Raw genomic sequence first — 20,590 nt, 5'->3', positions numbered from 1 at the left:
CCCTGTAGTTCCAACTAAGCCATACGGGAGCTCTCTATCCGCTGCTATCCAGTCCATTTTACTTGAAAGCGATACAAGTCTGTAGCATTTATACGAGTCTTGCATATTTTAAACATAAAGCATAGTCCTTACGAAGAGATGGTGATAGGTTTGGAGATTCGAAACTGGCTACTTGCGCATAACGGAGGGATATACGAATGAAACGTCTTCATATTGTTCAAGTGATTTCTAATTTTCCGGATGCTCAGAAGCTGCCGCCTACGAATCAGGGAGGGACAGAGAAGATTGTTCATGAACTGACCGAAAGTCTTGTGCAAAGAGGCCACCAGGTGACGATTTTCGCGACGCAAGGCAGTCGGACAAGCGCTAAATTGGTTCCTTTTCCGATGGGTCTTCGTGATCAGGGGATCGCCAGTTATGTTTTGCGAAATATGCCGCCAGACGTAGATGTCATCCATGATCACACATTCACTTCTGCTCTAGGGATTCGAAAGCTGAGCATTCCAACGGTTTGCACGATGCATCTTCCTGTGAAACAACGCGTGAAGCACCCGGTATATGTTTCTAAACGAGCGAAAACAGTGATGGGCAATAATCGAGGGGACTTCGTCTATAATGGCATTAATCCAAGTGAGTATGAGTTCAGTACAAGGAAAAGCAACATCATGGTGTTCATGGGACGAATTTTACGGGAAAAAGGAGTTCTGCATGCCATCGAAATCGCGGAGAAAACAAACCGCAAGCTGATCATCGCCGGTCCAATTAAGGATCAAGCCTTGTTTCGCAAGGAAATCATGCCTCGTATTCAGAACAATCCTAATATTAAATTCGTAGGTCCTGTCGGGGGCAAAAGAAAACAAAAGCTGCTCAAATACGCAGCTTGTCTCTTATTTCCTACGGTCTGGGAAGAACCCTTTGGGCTTGTTATGATTGAAGCGATGGTGTGCGGTACGCCTGTGCTTGCTTTAAATCGTGGCGCCGTCCCAGAGGTCATGGCGGGGTTCCCTGAGCTGATATGCCGCTCCGTTCCCGAAATGATTGCCAAAGTTAAGCAAGGGCGCTACCCCGATCCTGCTGCGCTTCGCAGTTATGTGATCAGGCGGTTTGCCACATCCCTTATGACGAGCAGATACTTAGCTATTTATCAGAAAGCGATGAAAAAATAATTAGATTTGCCACGCGCGCATGCCCTAAGGGTATGCGCTTTTTGCACGCTCCTGCCTATGGGTGAATACACTGGAGTACAATTCCACAAACGGGCAATGGGGAGGAAAACAGATGAGAAGGAAGTTAACGGTAAAGCGAGATCAACGTGACTTTCGTGACTATTTTTACCGAAGCGTCAATTATGTTCGTGAATCTCAGCTGCCCCGCAGAGTCGACTTACGGAGTAAGCTTTCTCCAATTGTCAATCAAGGGAATTTAGGTTCTTGCACGTCCAATGCCATTGTAAGCGGACTGCGTGAATATTGGCTTCGTCAGGAAAGCGATTCATCGCTTCGGTTATCCCGGCTTTTTCATTACTGGCATGAGAGACAGCTAGAAGGCACGGTAAACAGGGACTCTGGCGCAACAGTCCGCGACGGTATGAAAGTGCTTCAGAAAACCGGTGTTTGCCCGGAAAGCGAATGGCCTTACCAAATTGCCAAATTTAAAGAGAAGCCTGATGCTGAGGCTGAGCAAACGGCAGGGAATTATCGGATCGGCAGCTATCATCGTATTCATGATCTGGCAGGAATCAAAGCGGCTTTGGCGGATGGTCAGCCAGTTGTTTTCGGGATCTATTTATATGCTTCCTTCGAAAGCCTAGCTGTTCTCAAGACCGGACGGGTTCCGTATCCAGACCGTAAAAAAGAAATGCTGCTGGGCGGGCACGCCATGCTGGCTGTTGGGTATAGGGATGGCAAGAAGAAGGGACAGGGTGTGGTGATCGCCCGAAACTCTTGGGGAAAAGGCTGGGGTGACCAAGGCTACTGTTATTTGCCCTATTCGTTCTTCAAAAGTAATCTTCTCACCTTTGATTATTGGACCGGCAAATAGCGTGTGCTTCTAGGAGGGATTAAGCAGTGAGTGTTGAAGACGCTAATAAAATCATTGCCTTTTTATCTGCGGCCTACATGGCAACAGAAGATCCGCAAGCAAGAGAAGAATTTCACCGGTTAGCGAATGAATTGAGGAAAGCTTCTAACCAACCAACACAATAGCAACAATTTTATCCGAAATGATCTGAAACAAGGGGCGGCTCGCATGCCAAAAGAAGATAACCTCAAATTGCTGATATTAGTGCTTTTTGTCCTTCTTACGCTAATTCTCCTCATGATGTATTAAAAGGATTAAAAGCAAAAACAGCCGGTACACGAGAACTCGTTCTCGTGAGTATCGGCTGTTTTTGTGCTTCAATTAGAAGCCTTTGTATTGTGGTTCTTCGTTCTCCAATTGCTGCACCCTGGAGGAAACTTGATTCACGATGTCTTGCGCGGCCATCGCGGCTGTTTCATACAGCTGTTTAGCTTCTTGATTCTCTGTGCTTAACGCAAAGGTCTCTAGGCTGGCTTGCGCGCTTTTGAGGGAGGCTAGTGTTGTTTTTACTTGAGCAGCTACAGTCATGGTAGACACCTCTTCATTTGAATTTGGATTGCAACCCAAGAGAACATCATGATTTCACTTGTTTGCGATCATTAATATGCCCTGTCTCTTCTTTCTCATAATTGACAATTAAATACAAACCAATTCAATGATAGCACTCGCTTATTTTGCACATAATGACTTTGTTTGGAGCACTACGAAGGAGAGGGGAACAGGCCCATGGCAGATTGGGTACATATCATTATTAGAGCGTTCAGCGCGCTAGTTATTTTGTTTGTACTGACACGAATCCTTGGGAAAAAACAAATATCTCAGTTGACTTTCTTCGAATATGTGATTGGAATCACGCTTGGTGACTTGGCGGGTGTCATTTCAACAGATGTAGAAAGCAACTTCATGCATGGGATTATCGCCATATTAGTATGGTGTCTTGTGCCTTTTATATTGGAGCTGCTGACACTCAAGAGCAAAACGCTGCGCATGTGGTTTGAGGGCAAAGGCACAGTGCTCATCAAAGATGGGAAGGTTCTTGAGGATAATTTGAAAAAAGAAAGATATACAGGGGACGAGCTTCTCGAGCAGCTCCGGACAAAAAGTGTATTCCGGCTGGCGGATGTGGAGTTTGCGATGCTCGAATCCAGCGGTGATCTGAGTGTTTTGCTCAAAAGTGAGATGCAGCCTCTGACGCCCAAACATCTAGGGATGAAGCTCGGAACAGAAAAACCGACCCAGACGGTCATTATGGATGGTGTGATCCAAAAGGAGCCCTTGGCTGCAGCAGGCAAAGGAATGGGATGGCTGCAAACGGAACTGGATAAGCTAGGAGTAACGAAAGAAAATGTGTTTCTTGGCCAAGTGGACACCAATGGGGAATTCACCGTTGATCTCTATGATGACAAGCTGCAAGTGCCTCAGCCGAGCGAAAGACCAGCTCTTCTAGCAACTCTGAAGAAATGCGAAGCGGATCTGGAGCTGTATTCCTTAACAACGAACCATCCTGATGCCAAAAAGATGTATCAAGATTGTTCCGTGATGATGACGAAGGTCATTCAGGATCTTCATACCCTGTTAAGATCCTAATTAAGCAGGAGGGAAAGTATGGCCAACAATAAGAAGAAAAATCTAACAATGACCCAACAGGAATATCAGGAATTAGCCAAACGAATAGAGCCCAAGAGACCTGTTTTGAAAAATTGCTGGAGAGCTTTTTTAGTTGGCGGCACGATTTGTTTAATTGGCGAATGCTTTATGCAAATGTTTATCAGTTGGTTTGGGTTTACAGAAAAAACAGCTGGCAACCCGACGGTGGCTGTCCTGATTATTATTTCAGTCATTCTTACAAGCTTCGGCATCTACGATAAAATCGCTCAGTGGGCTGGCGCGGGCAGTGCTGTTCCTGTTACAGGGTTCGCGAATTCCCTTTGTTCGGCTGCGATTGAGCACCGTGCTGAGGGACTGGTTCTCGGTGTAGGCGGAAACATGTTTAAACTAGCGGGTTCTGTCATTGTTTTTGGCACCGTGGCTGCTTTCATTGTGGGCCTCTTGCATCTAATCATAATGGGTGGGGGTTGATTATATGCTGAAAGGGCATCAAAGCTGGGTATTCGAGAACCGTCCTGTGATTCTGTCAACAGGGACAGTCGTTGGGCCTGATGAAGGCGAAGGCCCCCTTGCTGAGGATTTTGACATCGTGCATGGCGATCTGACCGTCGGCCAGAAGACGTGGGAGAAAGCAGAGAAGGCGCTGCTTGAGGAAGCCGCGCAGCATGCGCTCGATAATGCCGGACTCACGGGCGGCCAAATTCAGTTCTATATTGGAGGCGATCTGATGAATCAGATCATCTCCAATACGTTCGCGGCACGCACGCTGGGCATGCCGTATCTTGGCATCTTCGGCGCTTGCTCGACGTCGATGGAAGGGCTTGCGCTCGCCGCGCAGCTGCTCGACTCTGGCGCCGCCAATTATGCCATGGCAGGCACCTGCAGCCACAACTGCACGGTGGAGAAGCAGTTCCGCTATCCGACAGAATACGGATCGCAGAAGCCGCCGACAGCGCAGTACACCGTGACTGGCGCTGGGGTGGCGGTGCTTGGGAAGACGGGGGATGGCCCCGTCATCACTTCGGCAACGATCGGCAGGGTTGTGGATATGGGAATCACGGACCCTTTCAATATGGGCGCAGCGATGGCTCCGGCTGCGGTGGATACCATTCAGGCTCACTTTCGCGATTTGGGCCGTGAGCCGGGGTATTACGATCTCATCGTAACCGGGGATCTTGCTGCGGTCGGTTCCGAGATTGCACGTGAACTTTTTGAGAAGCACAAGGTTCCGATTGAACAAACGACGTATGATGATTGCGGCTTAATGATCTATCAGCGGGACAAGCAGAATGTGCAAGCAGGTGGCAGCGGCTGCGGCTGCTCAGCAACCGTCACATATGGGCATCTCCTCAAGCGTATGAAGAAAGGGGAGCTGAAACGCATCCTTGTTGTTGCCACAGGCGCATTGTTGTCTCCGCTCTCCTTCCAGCAAGGAGAAAGCATCCCGTGTATCGCGCATGCAGTTTCTATTGAGTCTGGAGGGTTGTACGCATGAACTTTTTTTGGGCTTTTGTCATTGGCGGCGCTATCTGTGTCTTCGGTCAGCTCCTGATGGATGTTGGGAAGCTGACGCCGGCACATACGATGAGTACCCTTGTCGTTCTTGGTGCTATCGCAGATGGTTGCAATTTGTATGATCCATTCATTGAATTTGCGGGGGCGGGAGCGACCGTGCCGATCACCAGCTTCGGTAACGCCTTGGTCCATGGGGCGCTAGAGGAGCTGCATAAGGATGGCTACATTGGGATTATAACCGGGATTTTCAAAGTAACCAGCGCGGGTGTCTCGGCAGCGATTATTTTCTCGTTTATTGCCGCTGTGTTTGTTAAGCCAAAGGGATAATAAGATCTTCCAAGAGGGAGCGCCTGGGCACTTAATCCATATTGGATTCCAGAGATAGGAACAGGATTTCCCTCGAAAAAAGCCAAGGAGCTAAGCGCATTCAAACCGCTTAGCTCCTTTTTCAATTGCCCAGTCAAAGTGCTGATGTGGTGTCCCGTCCGACCCCAGCCCCACAAACTGCAAAAAGTACAGCAAATGATCTCACTTTTGCCGTTTCTACGATAAACATGTAAAAAGTACATGTTATTCATGGCTTTTTACCCGACATACGCAAAAATCATCCATTTAGCTGCACTTTTTGCAGGAGATAAGTCCAAATCAGAGACTTTCGCCAAATTTAGCTGCACTTTTTGCAAGATCTGTATGGCACAAGACATCCGTCTACACTCCGCTAACCAAACTCGCGGCGCCCGCAACAACATTCCCCGCCTCGCCTGCGCATACTGTTCAACCAATCAAAAGATACCCACTTTTTTCCTTTCTCAAACTCCGCTCAAACCCTAATAAAGTCGCCAAATCCACATGGGTAATTTTAACAAATAAATTTAGAGGAATTACAAGTATACGGACGAAAAACTTTGCTGTAAACTGGATTTACGCACTTTTCTCTTCTATTTTAAGAATTACGGTCTTTTTGGCGATTTTTTGCCTGACGGTCGTGATAAGATGAGGTTTTAATGCAATGCAGCAAACGCTTACGAAAACTAAGCTCATGCTTACAACGTAAGTATTCTAGTGATAACCATCAGCGCTTACGAAGTAAGTTTTCTTACGAAAACTCAGCAGTGCTTACGAAGTAAGTTTTCTTATGAAAACTCTAAGGAGGATTAAGTCATGGAAACTGCCACCCATCATCATGTAGAAGTTTTAACAAGACTGAAGACGAATTTAGAATCATGCATTCTCGGCAAGAGCGCTGAGATTGAATTACTTTTGACTGCAATGCTGGCCGGCGGTCATGTGTTGCTCGAAGATGTACCTGGTACGGGCAAGACCGTGCTGATCAAAGCTCTCGCCCGTTCCATTGACGGCCAATTCCGTCGCATTCAGTGTAATCCCGATTTATTGCCTTCCGACATTACCGGTGTTTCCATATATCATCCCAAAGAAGAGAAGTTCCTGTTTCGTTCAGGACCGATTATGACGAATATTTTACTAGTCGATGAAATTAATCGCGCAACGACCAAAACACAGTCGGCTCTGCTGGAAGCGATGGAAGAGCAGCATATTACGGTAGACGGCGATATCCATGAGCTGCCATCTCCTTTTCTCATGCTGGCCACCCAAAATCCCATTGATTTCGAAGGCACATACATCCTGCCGGAAGCGCAGCTTGACCGCTTTATGATTAAGCTAAGCTTAGGTTATCCGAGTGAAGCTGCTGAGAAACAGATGATTGCGTCCCAGAGCAAAGCACATCCGATGGAAGCCTTGCATGCCGTGATGGATACGACCGAAGTATTAGCAGCACAGGAGCAAGCTCGTAATGTACATATGGATGAAGCGGTCTCGGATTATTTAGTCAATATTACCAGAAAAACGCGCGAGCATCAGGCTGTATTTCTAGGTGCAAGTCCGCGTGCTACGCTTTCACTTGTACTAGCTTCCAAGGCATATGCGTTCCTGAAAGGCAGAGAGTATGTCATTCCTGATGACATCAAGTACCTTGCGCCTTTTGTGCTCGGCCATCGCATGATTCTTCATTCCGAAGCCCGCATGGATGGAGCTACCGTTAACTCCGTGCTCGGTTCGATTTTTGAGCAGGTCCGCGTGCCAGTTCGATTGGAGAAGTGAGCCTATGACTCGACCGGTATTCAAACGATTCGGGGAACGCCCCCGGTTTCCGGCTCCTTTATGGCTACTGATCTCCTGCTTCACGGCTAGCTTATTCTTCATGTTATTTCAAGGGGGCAAGCTCGCCTCCATGCTTTTTATTATCATCACCCTGTTGTCGATCTATTTACTCTCAGGCAACTGGAGCGGAATCAGGCGCGCTCAAGGTACACGCAAGCTCTCCCTTCCAGGGCAGGACGCGCAGCTTGAAGCAGGTCAATCGCTGCAAATCGGCATTGGCGTACAAATTCCTGGTTTTTGGCCGATTCCTTATATGATCATTAAAGATCAGTTCATCCGTCAGAGCGGCGAAGAAACCATCTTCGAAGCTTCGCTGATTCCGGATTGGAAGCGGCGAGGGGAACTGTTGTACAGCACACCTCCGCTGAGAAGGGGATACTACCGCTTTGGTGATACGGAATGTCTCACTGAGGATATTTTTGGCTTCTTCCAGCACAAAGGACGCTTGGAACTGCAGCAATCGATTACGGTGTATCCACAAACCGTTGCGATTCGGGAATGGGCGCAATTCCATCAAATGCTCAAAGGCATGCAGCATCATTCCACGACGACCAGAGCGCACCGGGAAACGACGCAAATCAACGGTGTCCGTGAATATATTTACGGTGATCGCTTATCCCGTATTCACTGGAATGCAACAGCGAAGACAGGGACTTGGAAGTCTAAGGAGTTCGAGCGGGAGTCACTGCCCAAAACGATCATTTTATTGGACAGATCAGCTCGTGCTTATGGTGACGCTGCTGAATTTGAACTAGCTGTCTCTGTGGCAGCATCCTTGTTCCGCTATGGAGCCGGCCGCGATTTGGCGCTGGGATTGCTTTCGATTGGGAAAGAATCCACCTATTTTGAACCGAAACAAAGCCAAAATCACCACAAGCATATTCTAAAGCATTTGGTTGGGGTTGAAGCTGATGGCTTTCACTCTTTGCAGCAAATATTAAAAGAACATGCGCGGGAGCTGCCCGCTGGCTGTTTCTTTGTACTTATTTCCCCGCAAAAGGGTTCTGTCATGATGCAGGTGCTGACGCAGCTCGAGCATCTCCAAATGAATCCTTGTCATATGTGGATTCATGCTGAGCCTTCACATGCGTTCAAACTGCAGGGTGCGGTTCAGGAAAGTGCAAAGGACGATTGGATAAAGGCGATTCGCTCACAAGGTTACATGGGGTATGAGGTAAGTCAATTAACGGATTTGCCTAACCTATTGGGAGGGGCGAAACGATATGCTTAGCTCATTCTGGAAAAGAATTGTTTTCACCGACTGGGAAGAGCGCATTAGCGCGCTGCTTACAGGCATTTATTTGTATCAATTTATTATTTGGATCATGAAGGAAGACGGCTTATGGCTCCCTGAAACGGTCGTTTTTGCCACAGGAACATTAAGTCTAGTCGCGGTTACGTATCTGATCCCGCATCTTCGCCACATCTGGCGCGTTCTCATTCAGTTTGGCTTGGTTATCGCTCTTCACGTCATTGGGATGGGTTACCATTTCGTTGCTGTGCAGGTGACGACTTGGAAAGGCGCGCTCCGCTGGATCGCATTAAACGCAGGTCAGCTAGAGCCGTATATTTGGTTTAGCTTAGGAGCTTGGCTGACTTATTTGTTTGCCATGTGGTCAGTGAAATCCAGGCTGCGGATTTTCGTTCTCATCGCTGTCAGTATTTTGTTCTTTGCAATACGGGATTCTTTCAGCACAATTTTCTTATGGCCGCAAGTAGCGATGGTTATTTTCTGCGGATTCTCACTACTGATGGTTCGTCACTTCGCTAAACTGAAGAAACGGGCACCTGTTATTTGGGAGACAATTACTGACTATCCTTCATCGCTTCTGCTTCCAGTGGGGCTGATTGTGGGTGTCATAACGCTTGTTGGGTTATTGGCTCCTACGGTAGAACCAGTCTTAACCGATCCTTATACGGCTTACAAAGTCAGTCGGGGAGAATCCGTACCTCTATTAGGAAAAGGGGTAAGCGTCACGGCGTCAACCGCAGATACTTCATCGGGCTACAGCAGAGATGACAGTCGGTTAGGCGGAGGATTTCAATTTGACTATACGCCTGTCATGACGGTTGAGACTAGCAAACGCAGCTATTTCCGTGGCGAGACGAGAGCTCAGTATAATGGAAAAGGATGGGAGCTTAGTTCGAATGAGAAAAAGCTTCCAATGAATCGGGTCAATTTGAATCCACTGCCTCTTGATCCAAGGTTTGATCTCTCACTTCTGAAAACGCAGGAAGTCACACAAACCGTTGTTATGCAGAGAGAGGATGTTTTTCCGGTTCTCTTCGGCGGGTATGCCATCCAGCGTCTGGTGGAAGTGAATCAAGGTGAGAATCCGTTCCAGCGAATTTTATGGTCGCCTCGGCAGTCTGAGCTGCGCTTCACAGGCAGAACGAACTACCCCAAAGAGTATGCCATTATTACTCAGGAGCCTATTTTGGATGTAGCTCAGTTGCGAGAGGTCAAAAGTGACTTTACGAATAAACCGGAATGGGCGGAATATCTGCAAATACCGGCGGATCTACCGGAACGCGTCAAACAACTTGCGATCGATATCACCAAATCAGCGACAAATCCTTATGATAAGGCCAAGCTCATTGAGGCTTATTTATCGGAGCATTATCCGTATACGAACACCCCGGACGAAAGCAAAGGGAAAAGCAAAGACTTTGTAGATCGTTTCTTGTTTGAAATCAAACAAGGATACTGTGATTATTATTCCACATCCATGGCTGTGCTTACGCGTTCAATCGGGCTTCCGACCCGCTGGGTTAAGGGGTACTCATCAGGGACCTCACCAGAGTCTGATCAGATGCGTGAATTGGGTATTTTGAGTCAACTGGGTGAAGACATCGATGCGGATGCTGCCGGCACTTATACAGTCCGGAACTCCGATGCTCATTCCTGGGTTGAAGTGTATTTTGAGGGGTTCGGCTGGATTCCTTTTGAGCCTACTTCCGGTTTTGCGCTTCCGAATGTGTTCCCTGAGGAGACACCTCCACCAGTTGATCTCTCGACAGAGAGCGATCCGGTTACGGTGCCTGAAGAAACAGAGCAAGCTCCAAGTTTTACTTGGCTATGGTTGACATTAGGTGGAACTGGTGCAGCTCTTGTGATTGCTGCTGGTGCTGTGTTCTTCCTCAGAAGCAATTATTGGCGGACATGGCGCATGCACAGAAAGCAATTGAAAGCCGTTAATTTTAATCAGAAAATTATTGTGGAATTTGAGAAGCTTCTGCGGATGAGCAGGCGTAAGGGCTACACAAGATTAGAGCATGAAACGATGAGAGAAGCGACTGCTAGGTGGTCAAGCCAAAGCAAGTGGATGAAAAAAGATTTGGAAACTGTACTAGAGCTGTTTGAACGAGCAAAATATAGCCAAAGTGTTTCTACCGAAACCGATTATCAAACCGTGAGTCAATCGATTACGAAATTGAAAGAACAAATGAAATAGGTGAAGAGAGCCACTCCCCCTTCCAGGGGGGTGGTTTTCCCTATGAGAGGAGCATTGTCAAATGGCTTTTATCGATTGTCATTTTTATTCAGATTCCCTTGGTGTCTCAGCTTCTATGTATGTTATCTTGCCGCAGCCGGCACAAAATCAGATCGGGATGGCCTCAGCGAGCTATGGGACTACAAAGCATCCTACGCTTTACTTATTACATGGCTTATCTGACGATCACACCATATGGATGCGGAGAACGTCCATCGAGCGCTATGCGGCCAAGTTAGGGATTGCCGTTGTCATGCCGGCTGTTAATCGCAGCTTTTATACGGATATGGCAGCAGGTCCGAAGTATTGGACGTTTATTAGCGAAGAATTACCAGCAATTGCGAGATCCTTCTTCCCGTTGGCAGAAGAGCGCGAATTGAATTATGCTGCGGGTTTGTCCATGGGTGGATATGGCGCGATGAAGCTGGCTCTTACGCATCCGGACCGGTTTGCAGCCGCTGCCAGCTTGTCTGGATCTGTAGATATTTCGCATAGAGCATTGAACTTTCCAGATGATTTCAAGTTGATTTATGACGATGTGAAGACGATCAAAGGTAGTAAGAATGATTTGTTCTATTTGGCAGAGCAGGTGCATGCCAGCAAGGGGCCGAAGCCGAGCTTATTCCAGTGCTGCGGTACGGAAGATTTCCTATATGAAGATAATATCCGTTTCCGTAATTATTGCAGGGAATTGGGTCTAGACTTGACCTATGAGGAAGAGCCTGGAGAACATGAGTGGGGCTACTGGGATCGTAAAATTCAAAATGTCCTTAACTGGCTGCCGCTTCCAGCCCGCACCTAGTGGGAAAATATGTTCTTTTCTTTTTGCAACAAACGGGTCACTATGGTATAGTTTCTCGTATATGTCGAGGAAGCAGTGGAGGGAAATGGTTTGCTGAAAAAGCTCGTACCCAGACAGTCCGTGCATACAATCTATGATATTGATGCCAATCATCTATGGGGATTTGGTGTTCGCGGTATCATTACCGATCTCGATAACACACTCGTAGGCGCGCGCGATCCGCATGCGACTCCAGAGTTAATAGAGTGGTTGAACCGATTGCAGAAGATGGGCTTCAAGGTCGTCATCGTGTCCAATAACAATCATGGGCGCGTAGCCGCCTTTGCGGAGCCGTTAGGCATTCCATTCATTCACAGAGCCAAGAAACCATGGAACGTTTCATTTCACAGAGCTATGAAGCTGCTTGGTACGAATGCGAGACAAACAGCGGTCATAGGCGATCAAATGCTGACGGATGTACTTGGCGGCAATCGAATGGGGCTTTACACGATTCTGGTAAATCCGATTTCCATTAATGACGAAGGTTTTTTCACACGAATCAACCGGCGTATTGAGAAATGGGCGAATGCCAGGATGAAGAATTAGGAGGTTTCATGAGTATAGAAACGATTAATCATTGTGCGGGATGCGGCGTATTGCTGCAAACAGAAGACAAAAACAAGCTCGGATTTATTCCAGCTGAAGCGCTGCAGAAGGAACCGGTTATTTGTCAGCGCTGCTACCGGATCAAGCATTATAACGAATCTTCAAGCATCACGCTGCAGCAGGACGACTTCCTGAAATTGCTTGGACATGTCGGTCAAACCAAGGCGCTAGTTGTGAAGATTGTCGACATTTTTGATTTTGAAGGCAGTATGATCAGCAGTTTGAGTCGTTTTATCGGCACGAATCCGGTGCTGCTTGTCGTCAACAAGATTGACTTGTTGCCGAAAGTGACGAATGCCAACAAGATCATCAACTGGGTGCAGCGTAGAGCCAAAGAGGCCAACCTTAAGGTTGTTGATATTGTGCTCTGCAGTGCGAAGAAAAACATCGGCTTCGATCGCGTGATTACGGCTGTGCAGGAACACCGCGGCGACTTGGATGTGTATGTTGTTGGTGCTACGAATGTCGGCAAATCGACGCTTATTAACCGTTTAATCAGCGATTACAGCGATTTGGAAGCGGAGCTTACGACATCCCAGTACCCAGGCACAACGCTGGATTTGGTCAAAATCCCGCTTGACGATGGCCGGTTTATCGTAGATACGCCAGGGATAGTATACGCGCATCGTTTAACCGAGGTTGTGAAGAAACGTGATTTGGCCCGTATCATGCCAGATAAGCCGCTTAAACCGGTTGTTTTTCAGTTGAATGAAGAACAAACGTTGTTCTTTGGTGCGTTAGCTCGGTTTGATTTTATAAAAGGGGAACATCAGTCGTTCACTTGCTACACGTCCAACGCGATCCAAATACATCGCACGAAGTTGGAGCGGGCAGATGATCTGTACGCCGATCACAAAGGCGTCATGCTTGCGCCTCCGAATGAAGCGGACTTGGACGAGCTGCCTCCACTTGTGAAGCATGGGCTTAACATTCCAAAGGGGAAACAAATGGATGTGCTCATCTCTGGTTTAGGTTGGATTAAAGTGAACAGCCTAGCTGGCTCACAGCTTGCCGTTCATGCACCGAAGGGGATCAAGGTTATCACACGCGAGTCATTGATATAGGGGGACCAGAGGAAACCATGGAGAAGAGCCGGGCGATTGATAGTCATACGATTCTATATGGGGTATTCGGAGATCCAATTCGGCACTCCCGTTCTCCCATTATGCTGAATCGCGCTTTTCAAGAGGCAGACATTAACGCAGTTTATGCTGCGTTTCATGTCCGTCCTGACGAACTTGGGGATGCAGTCCGTGGAATTCGGGCACTGGGGTATCGCGGGATTAATGTCACGATTCCACATAAAGTAGAAGTTATGCAGTACCTGGACGTCATTGACGAGGGAGCTCGGGTCGTCGGCGCGGTAAATACAATCGTGAATGAAGATGGCAAGCTCATCGGCTACAATACAGATGGTATTGGCTATGTACGGTCGCTCAAAGAAGAAACGGGTATCGATCTGTTGGGGAAAAACGTTCTTGTACTCGGAGCAGGCGGAGCTGCTAGAGGTGTTGCTTATGCGCTCGCCAAAGAGGGAGCAGGCTGCATTTATATTGCTAACCGAACCAAAGAGCGTGCTTTGGAGCTGGCGGACACAATCAGTGCTTTTACGAAAACAATCGGTCTTGGGCTTGATGAGATCTCGAATGTCGTTGATGAAGTGGCTTTCGTATTGAATACAACCTCGGCTGGTATGCATCCACACACGGACGAGCTGCCGATGCCGGTTGAACTTTTAAGAGAACATCATCTCGTTAGTGATTTGATCTACAATCCGCGAATTACAAGGTTTCTTCGAGAGGCTGAAACTCTGGGAGCCCGCATTCATGGCGGACTGGGTATGTTTATTTATCAAGGGGCTTATGCTTTTGAATACTGGACTGGTAAACCTGCGCCCGTTGCGGCGATGAGACAGGTGGTAGAACAGTCGTTAGCTGAATAAGAATGAATAGAGGGACATCAATGTTAACAGGCAAACAGAAACGTTATTTGCGCTCGCTTGCGCACCATGTAGATCCGATTTTCCAAGTAGGAAAAGGCGGCGTGAACGAACACTTAATCCGTCATATCCAAGAAGCACTGGAAGTTCGTGAGTTGATCAAAGTTACCGTGCTAAACAACAGCGGGGAAGATCGTGCTGAAGTAGGCGCTGAATTATCCGAGAAATCCGGTGCTGAACTCGTACAAGTGATCGGTAAAATCGTCGTGCTTTACAAAGAATCGCGTGATAAGAAAAAGATTGAACTGCCGAGCTAAAGAGGTGTAAGCATGCTTGTCGGAATTATGGGTGGAACCTTTGACCCGATCCATACCGGTCATTTGATCGCTGCGGAGCGGGCGAGGGTGGAAGCAGGTTTAGACGAAATATGGCTGATGCCGGCTAATGTGCCGCCGCATAAGTCCAATGCGCCGAAGGCCACTTCGCAGCAGCGCTGGGAGATGGTTTGCCTTGCTGCGGAAGGGAATCCTTTTTTTCGTCCGATTGATATCGAAATCACCAAAGGCGGCGTATCCTATAGTATCGATACGATTGAATTGCTGCGCAAAGAATATCCCACTACAGAATTTGCTTATATCATAGGTGCAGATATGGTTCAGTATTTGCCGCAGTGGCATCGCATTGATGACATCGTGCGGCATATTCGCTTTATCGGTTTAGCCAGACCTGGCTACGAACTGGATATAGCGCATATGTCGGCTAACATCCGCTCGCAAGTAACAATTGTCCCTATGCCGCTTGTAGAAATTTCATCCACAGCTATTCGCCAGGAACGAGGGCAGAAGCGATCGGTCCGGTATCTTGTTCCAGAAGTCGTGAACGGCTACATGGAGGTGAACCAACTGTATGAAGCGTGAGAAGCTGATCGCCGCAGTGAAAGAACAGATGCCCGAGAGGCGCTGGCTCCACACACTTGGTGTCATGGAAACAAGCGTCATGCTTGCCGAGCGATTCGGCGGAGATCCTGTCAAAGCTGATCTTGCAGCTATTTTACATGATTATTGCAAGTATTGGCCTGTGCAGGAGCAAGCTAAGATTATTCGCGAGAATGGGCTGCCGCAAGATTTATTGGATTTTGACAAGGAACTTTGGCACTCCCATGCTGGGGCGTTCATTGCCCAGTCGCAATTCGGTATTCAGGATGAGGAGATATTGGATGCTATTCGGTATCATACCTCAGGACGCGAACGGATGACGCTGCTCGACAAAATCGTATGTTTAGCGGATTATATGGAGCCAGGCCGTGAATTTCCAGGGGTTGAGCTCATCCGCGAAGAAGCCAAGATCAGCTTGGAGAAGGCGTTAGTTGTCGGTTTTGATTCTACAATTCGGTTTTTAATTGAAAAAGGAAAACGAATTTATCCGCTTACCATTTTGACACGAAATGATTTGATTCAACAAATAAACACCTAACTTATGGAGGTTGATTGAATGAGTAAAAGCCCAGAGGAAGTTTTAGCATTTGTCGTTGAGGCGGCTGAGGACAAAAAAGCAGCGGACGTGGTGACTCTTAATTTGCAAGGTGTATCCATGATTGCGGATTACTTCGTTATTTGCCACGGAAATTCGGAAACACAAGTGCAAGCGATTGCGAGCGAAGCTAGAAAGAAAGCTCATGAATACGGCGTTACGATCAGAGGTTACGAAGGTATTGATACGGCAAGATGGGTTCTGCTTGATTTAGGAGATGTTGTTCTGCACGTTTTCCACCGCGATGATCGCGAATACTATAACATCGAAAGACTTTGGTCCGATGCCAAAGTTGTGGAGCGCGTATGAGACTGGAAGCAGGATCCCTCGTTACCCTTGAGGTAGCGAGGGAAGTTCCGCCCAACGGTTATTTCCTAAGCGATGGCTATCAGGATGTCCTTTTACCGTATGCGGAGATTGTGGGCAAGATCAAACCGGGAGAGCACGTGGAAGCCTTTTTATTCCATGATACGCAGGACAGGCTGATGGCTACCATGAAACGTCCACTCATCCAGATGGGCGAAGTGGGGCTACTCGAAGTTGTCGATATTCACCCGAGATTTGGTTATTTTCTTGAGATGGGATTGGGGCGCCATTTGCTTCTTCCGTACCGTCATGTGCCAGAATTGGAGGAAGTGCGACCTCAAGTAGGGGACAAGGTGTTTGCAACGTTAGCTCACGACCGTCAAGGACGCTTAATTGCGAAGTTGGCTCTGGAGGACGATTTGGCTCCACTCTGTGTGCGTGCTCCTTCAAGCTGGAGCAATCGCTGGGTGAAAGCCCGTGTGTACAGACCGCTGCAGATGGGCACTTTCGTTATTTGTGAAGCTGGCGTTCTCGGTTACGGGGTAATCGGGCTTATCGTTCCTACGGAGAGAACTCGTTTACTTCGTGTTGGTGAGCTTGTTGATGTACGCGTCGCTTTCGTTCGCGAAGAGGATGGCCGCGTGAACCTGTCGATGAGACAGCCGAAGGAGAAAGGCATGGATGAAGACGCTGAGAAAATTCTTAGTGTTCTAGCGTCACGTCCTGGAAATGCCATGCCATTTTCAGATAAAACGTCTGCTGATATCATTAAGGAGCGGTTTGGCCTAAGCAAAGCGGCATTTAAGCGTGCGCTTGGCAAGCTGATGAAAGACGGGCTCATCTATCAGGAGGACGATTGGACCTATCTGAAACAAGAGGAGAATCCTAGTCACGATGAGCTATGAGAAATTTGCCTATACGTATGACCGACTAATGAACAGCATGCCTTACGAGGATTGGCTTCGTTTCGTCAAAGAGAGCTTTGAGCGGTTTGGCGTAAAGCCGGTTTCGATCGTTGATCTCGGCTGCGGTACTGGCAATTTGACGATTCCGCTGGCGCTGGAAGGTTATCACATGACAGGAATTGACTTGTCGGAGGATATGCTGGCTGTAGCTGAACAGAAAGCAGGACAACAGACTCAACTGGCGCGCAGTGGGTCCGTTCGCTTGCTTCAGCAGGATTTGCGGGAGTGGGAACTGGGGGAACCGGTTGATGCTGCTCTATCATTCTGTGATAGTCTGAACTATTTGCTAGAGGAAGAGGACATCGTAGATGCTTTCCGCCAAACCTATGAAGGGCTTAAGCCCGGAGGGTTATTCCTGTTCGATGTGCATACGCCTGAGCAGCTGTTTGCTTATGCGGAGTCTCAGCCCTTTTTCTTGAACGAAGATGATGTAGCGTACATTTGGACAAGCGAATTGGATGAGGAAAGAGTTCAAATCCAGCATGATTTGACCATCTTTGTCAAAGAGGAAGGCGGCAGGGAACTATTCCGGCGCATTGATGAAACGCATGAGCAGCGTGCTTATGCGCTTGATTGGCTGGAGCAGATGCTGCGAGCGGCTGGCTTTCGTGAAGTGCACAAGGCTGCTGACTTTACATGGGATCAGCCTACCAAACTGACAGAGCGGGCTTTCTTTATTGCGAAGAAATAACAGCATAAGGAGCCCCGCCGCTTGACAGTACGGCATTATTTTACATATAATCAAAGCTAATCAGATGATCACAAAGCTTGGAAGAGGATTAGTAACTTGTACAACATCTCGCAGAGAGCCGGTAAAGGGTGGAAGCCGGTAGATGTCCGTCTAGTGAACTCGCCTTGGAGCTAGATGGTGAATCGCCACGCACGTGGGCGCTAGCCGGATCGTTTCACCCGCGTTAAGGGGCAGAGTGAACACAGGCAAAGTATGCCTTGTGTTAACTAGGGTGGTACCACGGGAATCTAACCTCTCGTCCCTAGCGATATCCGCTAGCGATGAGGGGTTTTTTGGCGCTTATAGCCGTACACAGGGAGGAAATTTCAGATGACACAGGAAACGAAAGAAACAAAGGAATTACAAGGCTACAATCCGCAAGCGATTGAGCCCAAATGGCAAGGTTATTGGGATGCCAAGAAAACTTTCAAAGTGCTGGAAAACTCGGATAAACCGAAATTTTATGCGCTCGATATGTTTCCATACCCTTCAGGAGCCGGTCTGCATGTAGGTCATCCGGAAGGTTATACGGCAACGGATATCGTCTCCCGTTTTAAACGGATGAGAGGTTACAACGTTCTTCACCCAATGGGCTGGGACGCGTTCGGACTTCCGGCTGAGCAATACGCGCTGGATACGGGGAATGACCCTCGTGATTTTACGAAGAAAAACATCGATACGTTCCGCCGGCAAATTAAATCGCTCGGATTTTCCTACGACTGGGATCGCGAGATCTCCACGACAGATCCGGAGTATTACAAATGGACACAATGGATTTTCATCCAACTGTATAACAAAGGACTTGCTTATGTAGATGAAGTACCTGTGAACTGGTGTCCAGCTCTAGGAACAGTACTTGCCAATGAAGAGGTCATCGACGGGCTGAGTGAACGTGGAGGCCACCCGGTCATCCGTAAACCGATGCGTCAGTGGATCTTGAGAATTACGGAATACGCTGAGCGTTTGCTTGAGGATCTGGAGGAGCTTGACTGGTCAGAGAGCATTAAGGATATGCAGCGCAACTGGATCGGGAAATCGACTGGGGCTGAAGTTCAATTTGCTATCGAAGGGCATGAAGAGAAAAGCTTAACTGTATTTACAACACGTCCAGATACTTTGTTCGGAGCGACTTATTGCGTACTTGCACCTGAGCACGAGCTTGTCGAGCAAATTACAACGGACGGGCAAGCGGCAGCAGTAAAAGAGTATCAAGAAAAGGCATCCCGCAAAAGCGATCTGGAGCGTACAGATTTGGCGAAAGACAAAACAGGCGTATTTACAGGTGCTTATGCGATTAACCCAGTAAATGGCGGGAAAGTGCCGATCTGGATCGCTGACTATGTACTTGGCGGTTACGGTACGGGAGCCATCATGGCTGTACCTGGACACGATCAACGTGACTGGGAGTTTGCGAAACAGTTTGATCTGCCGATTATTGAAGTCGTGCAAGGCGGCAATGTGGAGAAAGAAGCTTACGCTGGTGATGGTGCTCATGTGAATTCCGGACCTATTGACGGAATGAACATTGAGCAAGGGATCAGCCATATGATCGCTTGGCTTGAAGAGGGCGGCAAAGGCCGCGGTAAGGTCACTTATCGTTTGAGAGACTGGTTGTTCAGCCGTCAAAGATACTGGGGAGAGCCGATTCCGATTCTTCACCTGGAAGATGGCACGATGAAGCCAGTGCCGGTTGACCAGCTTCCACTTCTGCTTCCTCAAGTTGATGAAATTAAACCTTCGGGCACAGGGGAATCACCGCTTGCGAACGTATCGGAATGGGTGAATACGATCGATCCGGAAACGGGGATGAAAGCTCGCCGCGAGACGAATACGATGCCGCAATGGGCTGGCAGCTGCTGGTATTACCTGCGCTTCATTGATCCGCGTAATGATCAAGAGTTCTGCTCACAAGAGCTTCAACAGCAATGGCTGCCAGTTGATCTATATATCGGCGGCGCAGAGCATGCGGTACTTCACTTGCTGTATGCCCGTTTCTGGCATAAAGTGCTTTATGATCTTGGATTTGTTCATACCAAAGAGCCGTTCCATAAGCTAGTAAACCAAGGGATGATTCTTGGCGAAAACATGGAGAAAATGAGTAAATCACGCGGCAACGTTGTAAATCCCGATGATATCGTGAGTGATCAAGGTGCGGATACATTGCGTATTTACGAAATGTTCATGGGACCACTTGAAGCGACCAAACCTTGGAATACAACGGGTGTAGACGGAATTTACCGCTATTTGAACCGTGTGTGGAGGCTGTTTGTGGATGAGAACGGTCAAGTTCAATCCAAAATCAGCGCGGATGAAACGCTTGGAAGTGACACGTTCAAGCGAACATGGCATCGTTCCATCAAGAAGATCACAGAGGATTTCGAAGCGCTGCGGTTTAACACGGCGATCAGCCAAATGATGATTTTCGTCAATGAAGCGTACAAAACAGAGCGTTTACCGCTTGAAGCGATGAAAAACTTCGTTCAGATGTTGTCTCCGCTTGCGCCGCATTTGGCGGAAGAACTGTGGGAGAAGCTTGGTGGCACAGAGTCGATTACGTATGAACCATGGCCGACTTATGACGAAGCTTGGACCGTCGATAATGAAATTGAGATCGTGGTACAGGTCAACGGCAAAATTGTGGACCGTGTGTTGATCTCAAAAGACACCGATGAAGCTGCAATGGAGAAAATCGCTTTTGATCTTGACAAAGTCAAAGAAGCGACCGCCGGAAAGGCCGTTCGCAAATTGATTGTTGTAAAAGGGAAATTAGTGAACATCGTTGTAGGCTAATCAAGA

Annotated in this window: 22 protein-coding genes and 1 other annotated feature; of the genes, 21 read left to right on the top strand and 1 reads right to left on the bottom strand. The window is 47.9% G+C overall.

What is annotated here, in order from left to right; genetic code table 11:
* The first annotated feature begins 197 nt into the window (after nt 1–197).
* The 3 genes from GQF01_RS07500 to GQF01_RS07490 all read left to right on the top strand — a co-directional run bounded on the left by GQF01_RS07500 (nt 198) and on the right by GQF01_RS07490 (nt 2,204).
* Nucleotides 198–1,166, top strand: coding sequence for a glycosyltransferase family 4 protein (locus tag GQF01_RS07500; RefSeq protein WP_161406158.1), 969 nt, complete (start codon nt 198–200; stop codon nt 1,164–1,166).
* Between the two features lie 112 nt (nt 1,167–1,278).
* Nucleotides 1,279–2,040, top strand: a complete 762-nt coding sequence (locus tag GQF01_RS07495; protein ID WP_161406157.1) for a C1 family peptidase — start codon at nt 1,279–1,281, stop codon at nt 2,038–2,040.
* A 26-nt stretch (nt 2,041–2,066) separates the two neighbouring features.
* Nucleotides 2,067–2,204 carry an N-acetylmuramoyl-L-alanine amidase gene (locus tag GQF01_RS07490; RefSeq protein ID WP_161406156.1) on the top strand — a complete coding sequence of 46 codons (138 nt, stop codon included), beginning with the start codon at nt 2,067–2,069 and terminating at the stop codon, nt 2,202–2,204.
* A gap of 196 nt (nt 2,205–2,400) precedes the next feature.
* On the opposite strand, the gene GQF01_RS07485 is transcribed toward GQF01_RS07490, so the two are convergent.
* On the bottom strand, nt 2,401–2,607 hold the full coding sequence (locus tag GQF01_RS07485) for a DUF1657 domain-containing protein (RefSeq protein ID WP_161406155.1): 207 nt from the start codon (nt 2,605–2,607) through the stop codon (nt 2,401–2,403).
* A 198-nt stretch (nt 2,608–2,805) separates the two neighbouring features.
* On the opposite strand from GQF01_RS07485, the gene GQF01_RS07480 reads away from it, so the two are divergent.
* The 18 genes from GQF01_RS07480 (at nt 2,806) to leuS (ending at nt 20,584) form a co-directional block, all read left to right on the top strand.
* Complete coding sequence (locus tag GQF01_RS07480; protein WP_161406154.1) at nt 2,806–3,666, top strand: DUF421 domain-containing protein; 861 nt, start codon at nt 2,806–2,808, stop codon at nt 3,664–3,666.
* Nucleotides 3,667–3,684: 18 nt separating this feature from the next.
* Nucleotides 3,685–4,158, top strand: a complete 474-nt coding sequence (gene spoVAC, locus GQF01_RS07475; RefSeq protein ID WP_161406153.1) for a stage V sporulation protein AC — start codon at nt 3,685–3,687, stop codon at nt 4,156–4,158.
* A gap of 4 nt (nt 4,159–4,162) precedes the next feature.
* Nucleotides 4,163–5,182 carry a stage V sporulation protein AD gene (spoVAD, locus tag GQF01_RS07470; RefSeq protein WP_161406152.1) on the top strand — a complete coding sequence of 340 codons (1,020 nt, stop codon included), beginning with the start codon at nt 4,163–4,165 and terminating at the stop codon, nt 5,180–5,182.
* On the top strand, nt 5,179–5,529 hold the full coding sequence (gene spoVAE, locus GQF01_RS07465) for a stage V sporulation protein AE (protein ID WP_145657083.1): 351 nt from the start codon (nt 5,179–5,181) through the stop codon (nt 5,527–5,529). The genes spoVAD and spoVAE overlap by 4 nt, the downstream gene beginning before the upstream one ends.
* A gap of 834 nt (nt 5,530–6,363) precedes the next feature.
* The gene (locus tag GQF01_RS07460; RefSeq protein WP_161406151.1) at nt 6,364–7,323 is read left to right on the top strand and encodes an AAA family ATPase; all 960 of its coding nucleotides are present in this window, start codon (nt 6,364–6,366) and stop codon (nt 7,321–7,323) included.
* A 4-nt stretch (nt 7,324–7,327) separates the two neighbouring features.
* Nucleotides 7,328–8,614 carry a DUF58 domain-containing protein gene (locus GQF01_RS07455; protein ID WP_161406150.1) on the top strand — a complete coding sequence of 429 codons (1,287 nt, stop codon included), beginning with the start codon at nt 7,328–7,330 and terminating at the stop codon, nt 8,612–8,614.
* Complete coding sequence (locus GQF01_RS07450) at nt 8,607–10,838, top strand: transglutaminase TgpA family protein (RefSeq protein ID WP_161406149.1); 2,232 nt, start codon at nt 8,607–8,609, stop codon at nt 10,836–10,838. The genes GQF01_RS07455 and GQF01_RS07450 overlap by 8 nt, the downstream gene beginning before the upstream one ends.
* A gap of 61 nt (nt 10,839–10,899) precedes the next feature.
* Nucleotides 10,900–11,679, top strand: a complete 780-nt coding sequence (locus GQF01_RS07445; RefSeq protein WP_161406148.1) for an alpha/beta hydrolase — start codon at nt 10,900–10,902, stop codon at nt 11,677–11,679.
* Nucleotides 11,680–11,769: 90 nt separating this feature from the next.
* A complete protein-coding gene (locus GQF01_RS07440) occupies nt 11,770–12,264 on the top strand; it encodes a YqeG family HAD IIIA-type phosphatase (protein WP_202556115.1) in 495 nt (164 codons plus the stop codon).
* A gap of 8 nt (nt 12,265–12,272) precedes the next feature.
* Complete coding sequence (yqeH, locus tag GQF01_RS07435) at nt 12,273–13,388, top strand: ribosome biogenesis GTPase YqeH (RefSeq protein WP_161406147.1); 1,116 nt, start codon at nt 12,273–12,275, stop codon at nt 13,386–13,388.
* Between the two features lie 17 nt (nt 13,389–13,405).
* Nucleotides 13,406–14,266, top strand: coding sequence for a shikimate dehydrogenase (aroE, locus tag GQF01_RS07430; RefSeq protein WP_161406146.1), 861 nt, complete (start codon nt 13,406–13,408; stop codon nt 14,264–14,266).
* A 20-nt stretch (nt 14,267–14,286) separates the two neighbouring features.
* Nucleotides 14,287–14,580, top strand: coding sequence for a ribosome assembly RNA-binding protein YhbY (yhbY, locus tag GQF01_RS07425; protein ID WP_161406145.1), 294 nt, complete (start codon nt 14,287–14,289; stop codon nt 14,578–14,580).
* Nucleotides 14,581–14,592: 12 nt separating this feature from the next.
* Nucleotides 14,593–15,180 (top strand): nicotinate-nucleotide adenylyltransferase, encoded by a 588-nt coding sequence (locus GQF01_RS07420; RefSeq protein ID WP_161406144.1) that lies wholly within the window; start codon nt 14,593–14,595, stop codon nt 15,178–15,180.
* On the top strand, nt 15,170–15,736 hold the full coding sequence (yqeK, locus tag GQF01_RS07415; protein WP_161406143.1) for a bis(5'-nucleosyl)-tetraphosphatase (symmetrical) YqeK: 567 nt from the start codon (nt 15,170–15,172) through the stop codon (nt 15,734–15,736). The genes GQF01_RS07420 and yqeK overlap by 11 nt, the downstream gene beginning before the upstream one ends.
* Nucleotides 15,737–15,754: 18 nt before the next feature.
* Nucleotides 15,755–16,102: a ribosome silencing factor gene (gene rsfS / locus GQF01_RS07410; protein ID WP_161406142.1), complete on the top strand. Its 348-nt coding sequence runs from the start codon at nt 15,755–15,757 to the stop codon at nt 16,100–16,102.
* Entirely contained in the window at nt 16,099–17,004 is a 906-nt protein-coding gene (locus GQF01_RS07405; RefSeq protein WP_161406141.1) for a CvfB family protein, read from the top strand. The genes rsfS and GQF01_RS07405 overlap by 4 nt, the downstream gene beginning before the upstream one ends.
* The gene (locus tag GQF01_RS07400; protein ID WP_161406140.1) at nt 16,994–17,755 is read left to right on the top strand and encodes a class I SAM-dependent DNA methyltransferase; all 762 of its coding nucleotides are present in this window, start codon (nt 16,994–16,996) and stop codon (nt 17,753–17,755) included. The genes GQF01_RS07405 and GQF01_RS07400 overlap by 11 nt, the downstream gene beginning before the upstream one ends.
* A gap of 69 nt (nt 17,756–17,824) precedes the next feature.
* Nucleotides 17,825–18,061: a binding site (T-box leader), on the top strand.
* A gap of 63 nt (nt 18,062–18,124) precedes the next feature.
* A complete protein-coding gene (gene leuS, locus GQF01_RS07395; protein ID WP_161406139.1) occupies nt 18,125–20,584 on the top strand; it encodes a leucine--tRNA ligase in 2,460 nt (819 codons plus the stop codon).
* Nucleotides 20,585–20,590 lie beyond the last annotated feature (6 nt).

This window comes from Paenibacillus silvestris, assembly GCF_009882985.1.
Taxonomy (GTDB): domain Bacteria; phylum Bacillota; class Bacilli; order Paenibacillales; family NBRC-103111; genus Paenibacillus_E; species Paenibacillus_E silvestris.
This window is presented reverse-complemented; position numbering and strand designations above follow the sequence as displayed.

Coding starts and splice junctions, on each gene's coding strand:
- GQF01_RS07500 (WP_161406158.1), top strand. CDS start 198: ATGAAACGTCTTCATATTGTTCAAGTGATTTCTAATTTTCCGGATGCT.
- GQF01_RS07495 (WP_161406157.1), top strand. CDS start 1,279: ATGAGAAGGAAGTTAACGGTAAAGCGAGATCAACGTGACTTTCGTGAC.
- GQF01_RS07485 (WP_161406155.1), bottom strand. CDS start 2,607: ATGACTGTAGCTGCTCAAGTAAAAACAACACTAGCCTCCCTCAAAAGC.
- GQF01_RS07480 (WP_161406154.1), top strand. CDS start 2,806: ATGGCAGATTGGGTACATATCATTATTAGAGCGTTCAGCGCGCTAGTT.
- spoVAC (WP_161406153.1), top strand. CDS start 3,685: ATGGCCAACAATAAGAAGAAAAATCTAACAATGACCCAACAGGAATAT.
- spoVAD (WP_161406152.1), top strand. CDS start 4,163: ATGCTGAAAGGGCATCAAAGCTGGGTATTCGAGAACCGTCCTGTGATT.
- spoVAE (WP_145657083.1), top strand. CDS start 5,179: ATGAACTTTTTTTGGGCTTTTGTCATTGGCGGCGCTATCTGTGTCTTC.
- GQF01_RS07460 (WP_161406151.1), top strand. CDS start 6,364: ATGGAAACTGCCACCCATCATCATGTAGAAGTTTTAACAAGACTGAAG.
- GQF01_RS07455 (WP_161406150.1), top strand. CDS start 7,328: ATGACTCGACCGGTATTCAAACGATTCGGGGAACGCCCCCGGTTTCCG.
- GQF01_RS07450 (WP_161406149.1), top strand. CDS start 8,607: ATGCTTAGCTCATTCTGGAAAAGAATTGTTTTCACCGACTGGGAAGAG.
- GQF01_RS07445 (WP_161406148.1), top strand. CDS start 10,900: ATGGCTTTTATCGATTGTCATTTTTATTCAGATTCCCTTGGTGTCTCA.
- yqeH (WP_161406147.1), top strand. CDS start 12,273: ATGAGTATAGAAACGATTAATCATTGTGCGGGATGCGGCGTATTGCTG.
- aroE (WP_161406146.1), top strand. CDS start 13,406: ATGGAGAAGAGCCGGGCGATTGATAGTCATACGATTCTATATGGGGTA.
- yhbY (WP_161406145.1), top strand. CDS start 14,287: ATGTTAACAGGCAAACAGAAACGTTATTTGCGCTCGCTTGCGCACCAT.
- GQF01_RS07420 (WP_161406144.1), top strand. CDS start 14,593: ATGCTTGTCGGAATTATGGGTGGAACCTTTGACCCGATCCATACCGGT.
- yqeK (WP_161406143.1), top strand. CDS start 15,170: ATGAAGCGTGAGAAGCTGATCGCCGCAGTGAAAGAACAGATGCCCGAG.
- rsfS (WP_161406142.1), top strand. CDS start 15,755: ATGAGTAAAAGCCCAGAGGAAGTTTTAGCATTTGTCGTTGAGGCGGCT.
- GQF01_RS07405 (WP_161406141.1), top strand. CDS start 16,099: ATGAGACTGGAAGCAGGATCCCTCGTTACCCTTGAGGTAGCGAGGGAA.
- GQF01_RS07400 (WP_161406140.1), top strand. CDS start 16,994: ATGAGCTATGAGAAATTTGCCTATACGTATGACCGACTAATGAACAGC.
- leuS (WP_161406139.1), top strand. CDS start 18,125: ATGACACAGGAAACGAAAGAAACAAAGGAATTACAAGGCTACAATCCG.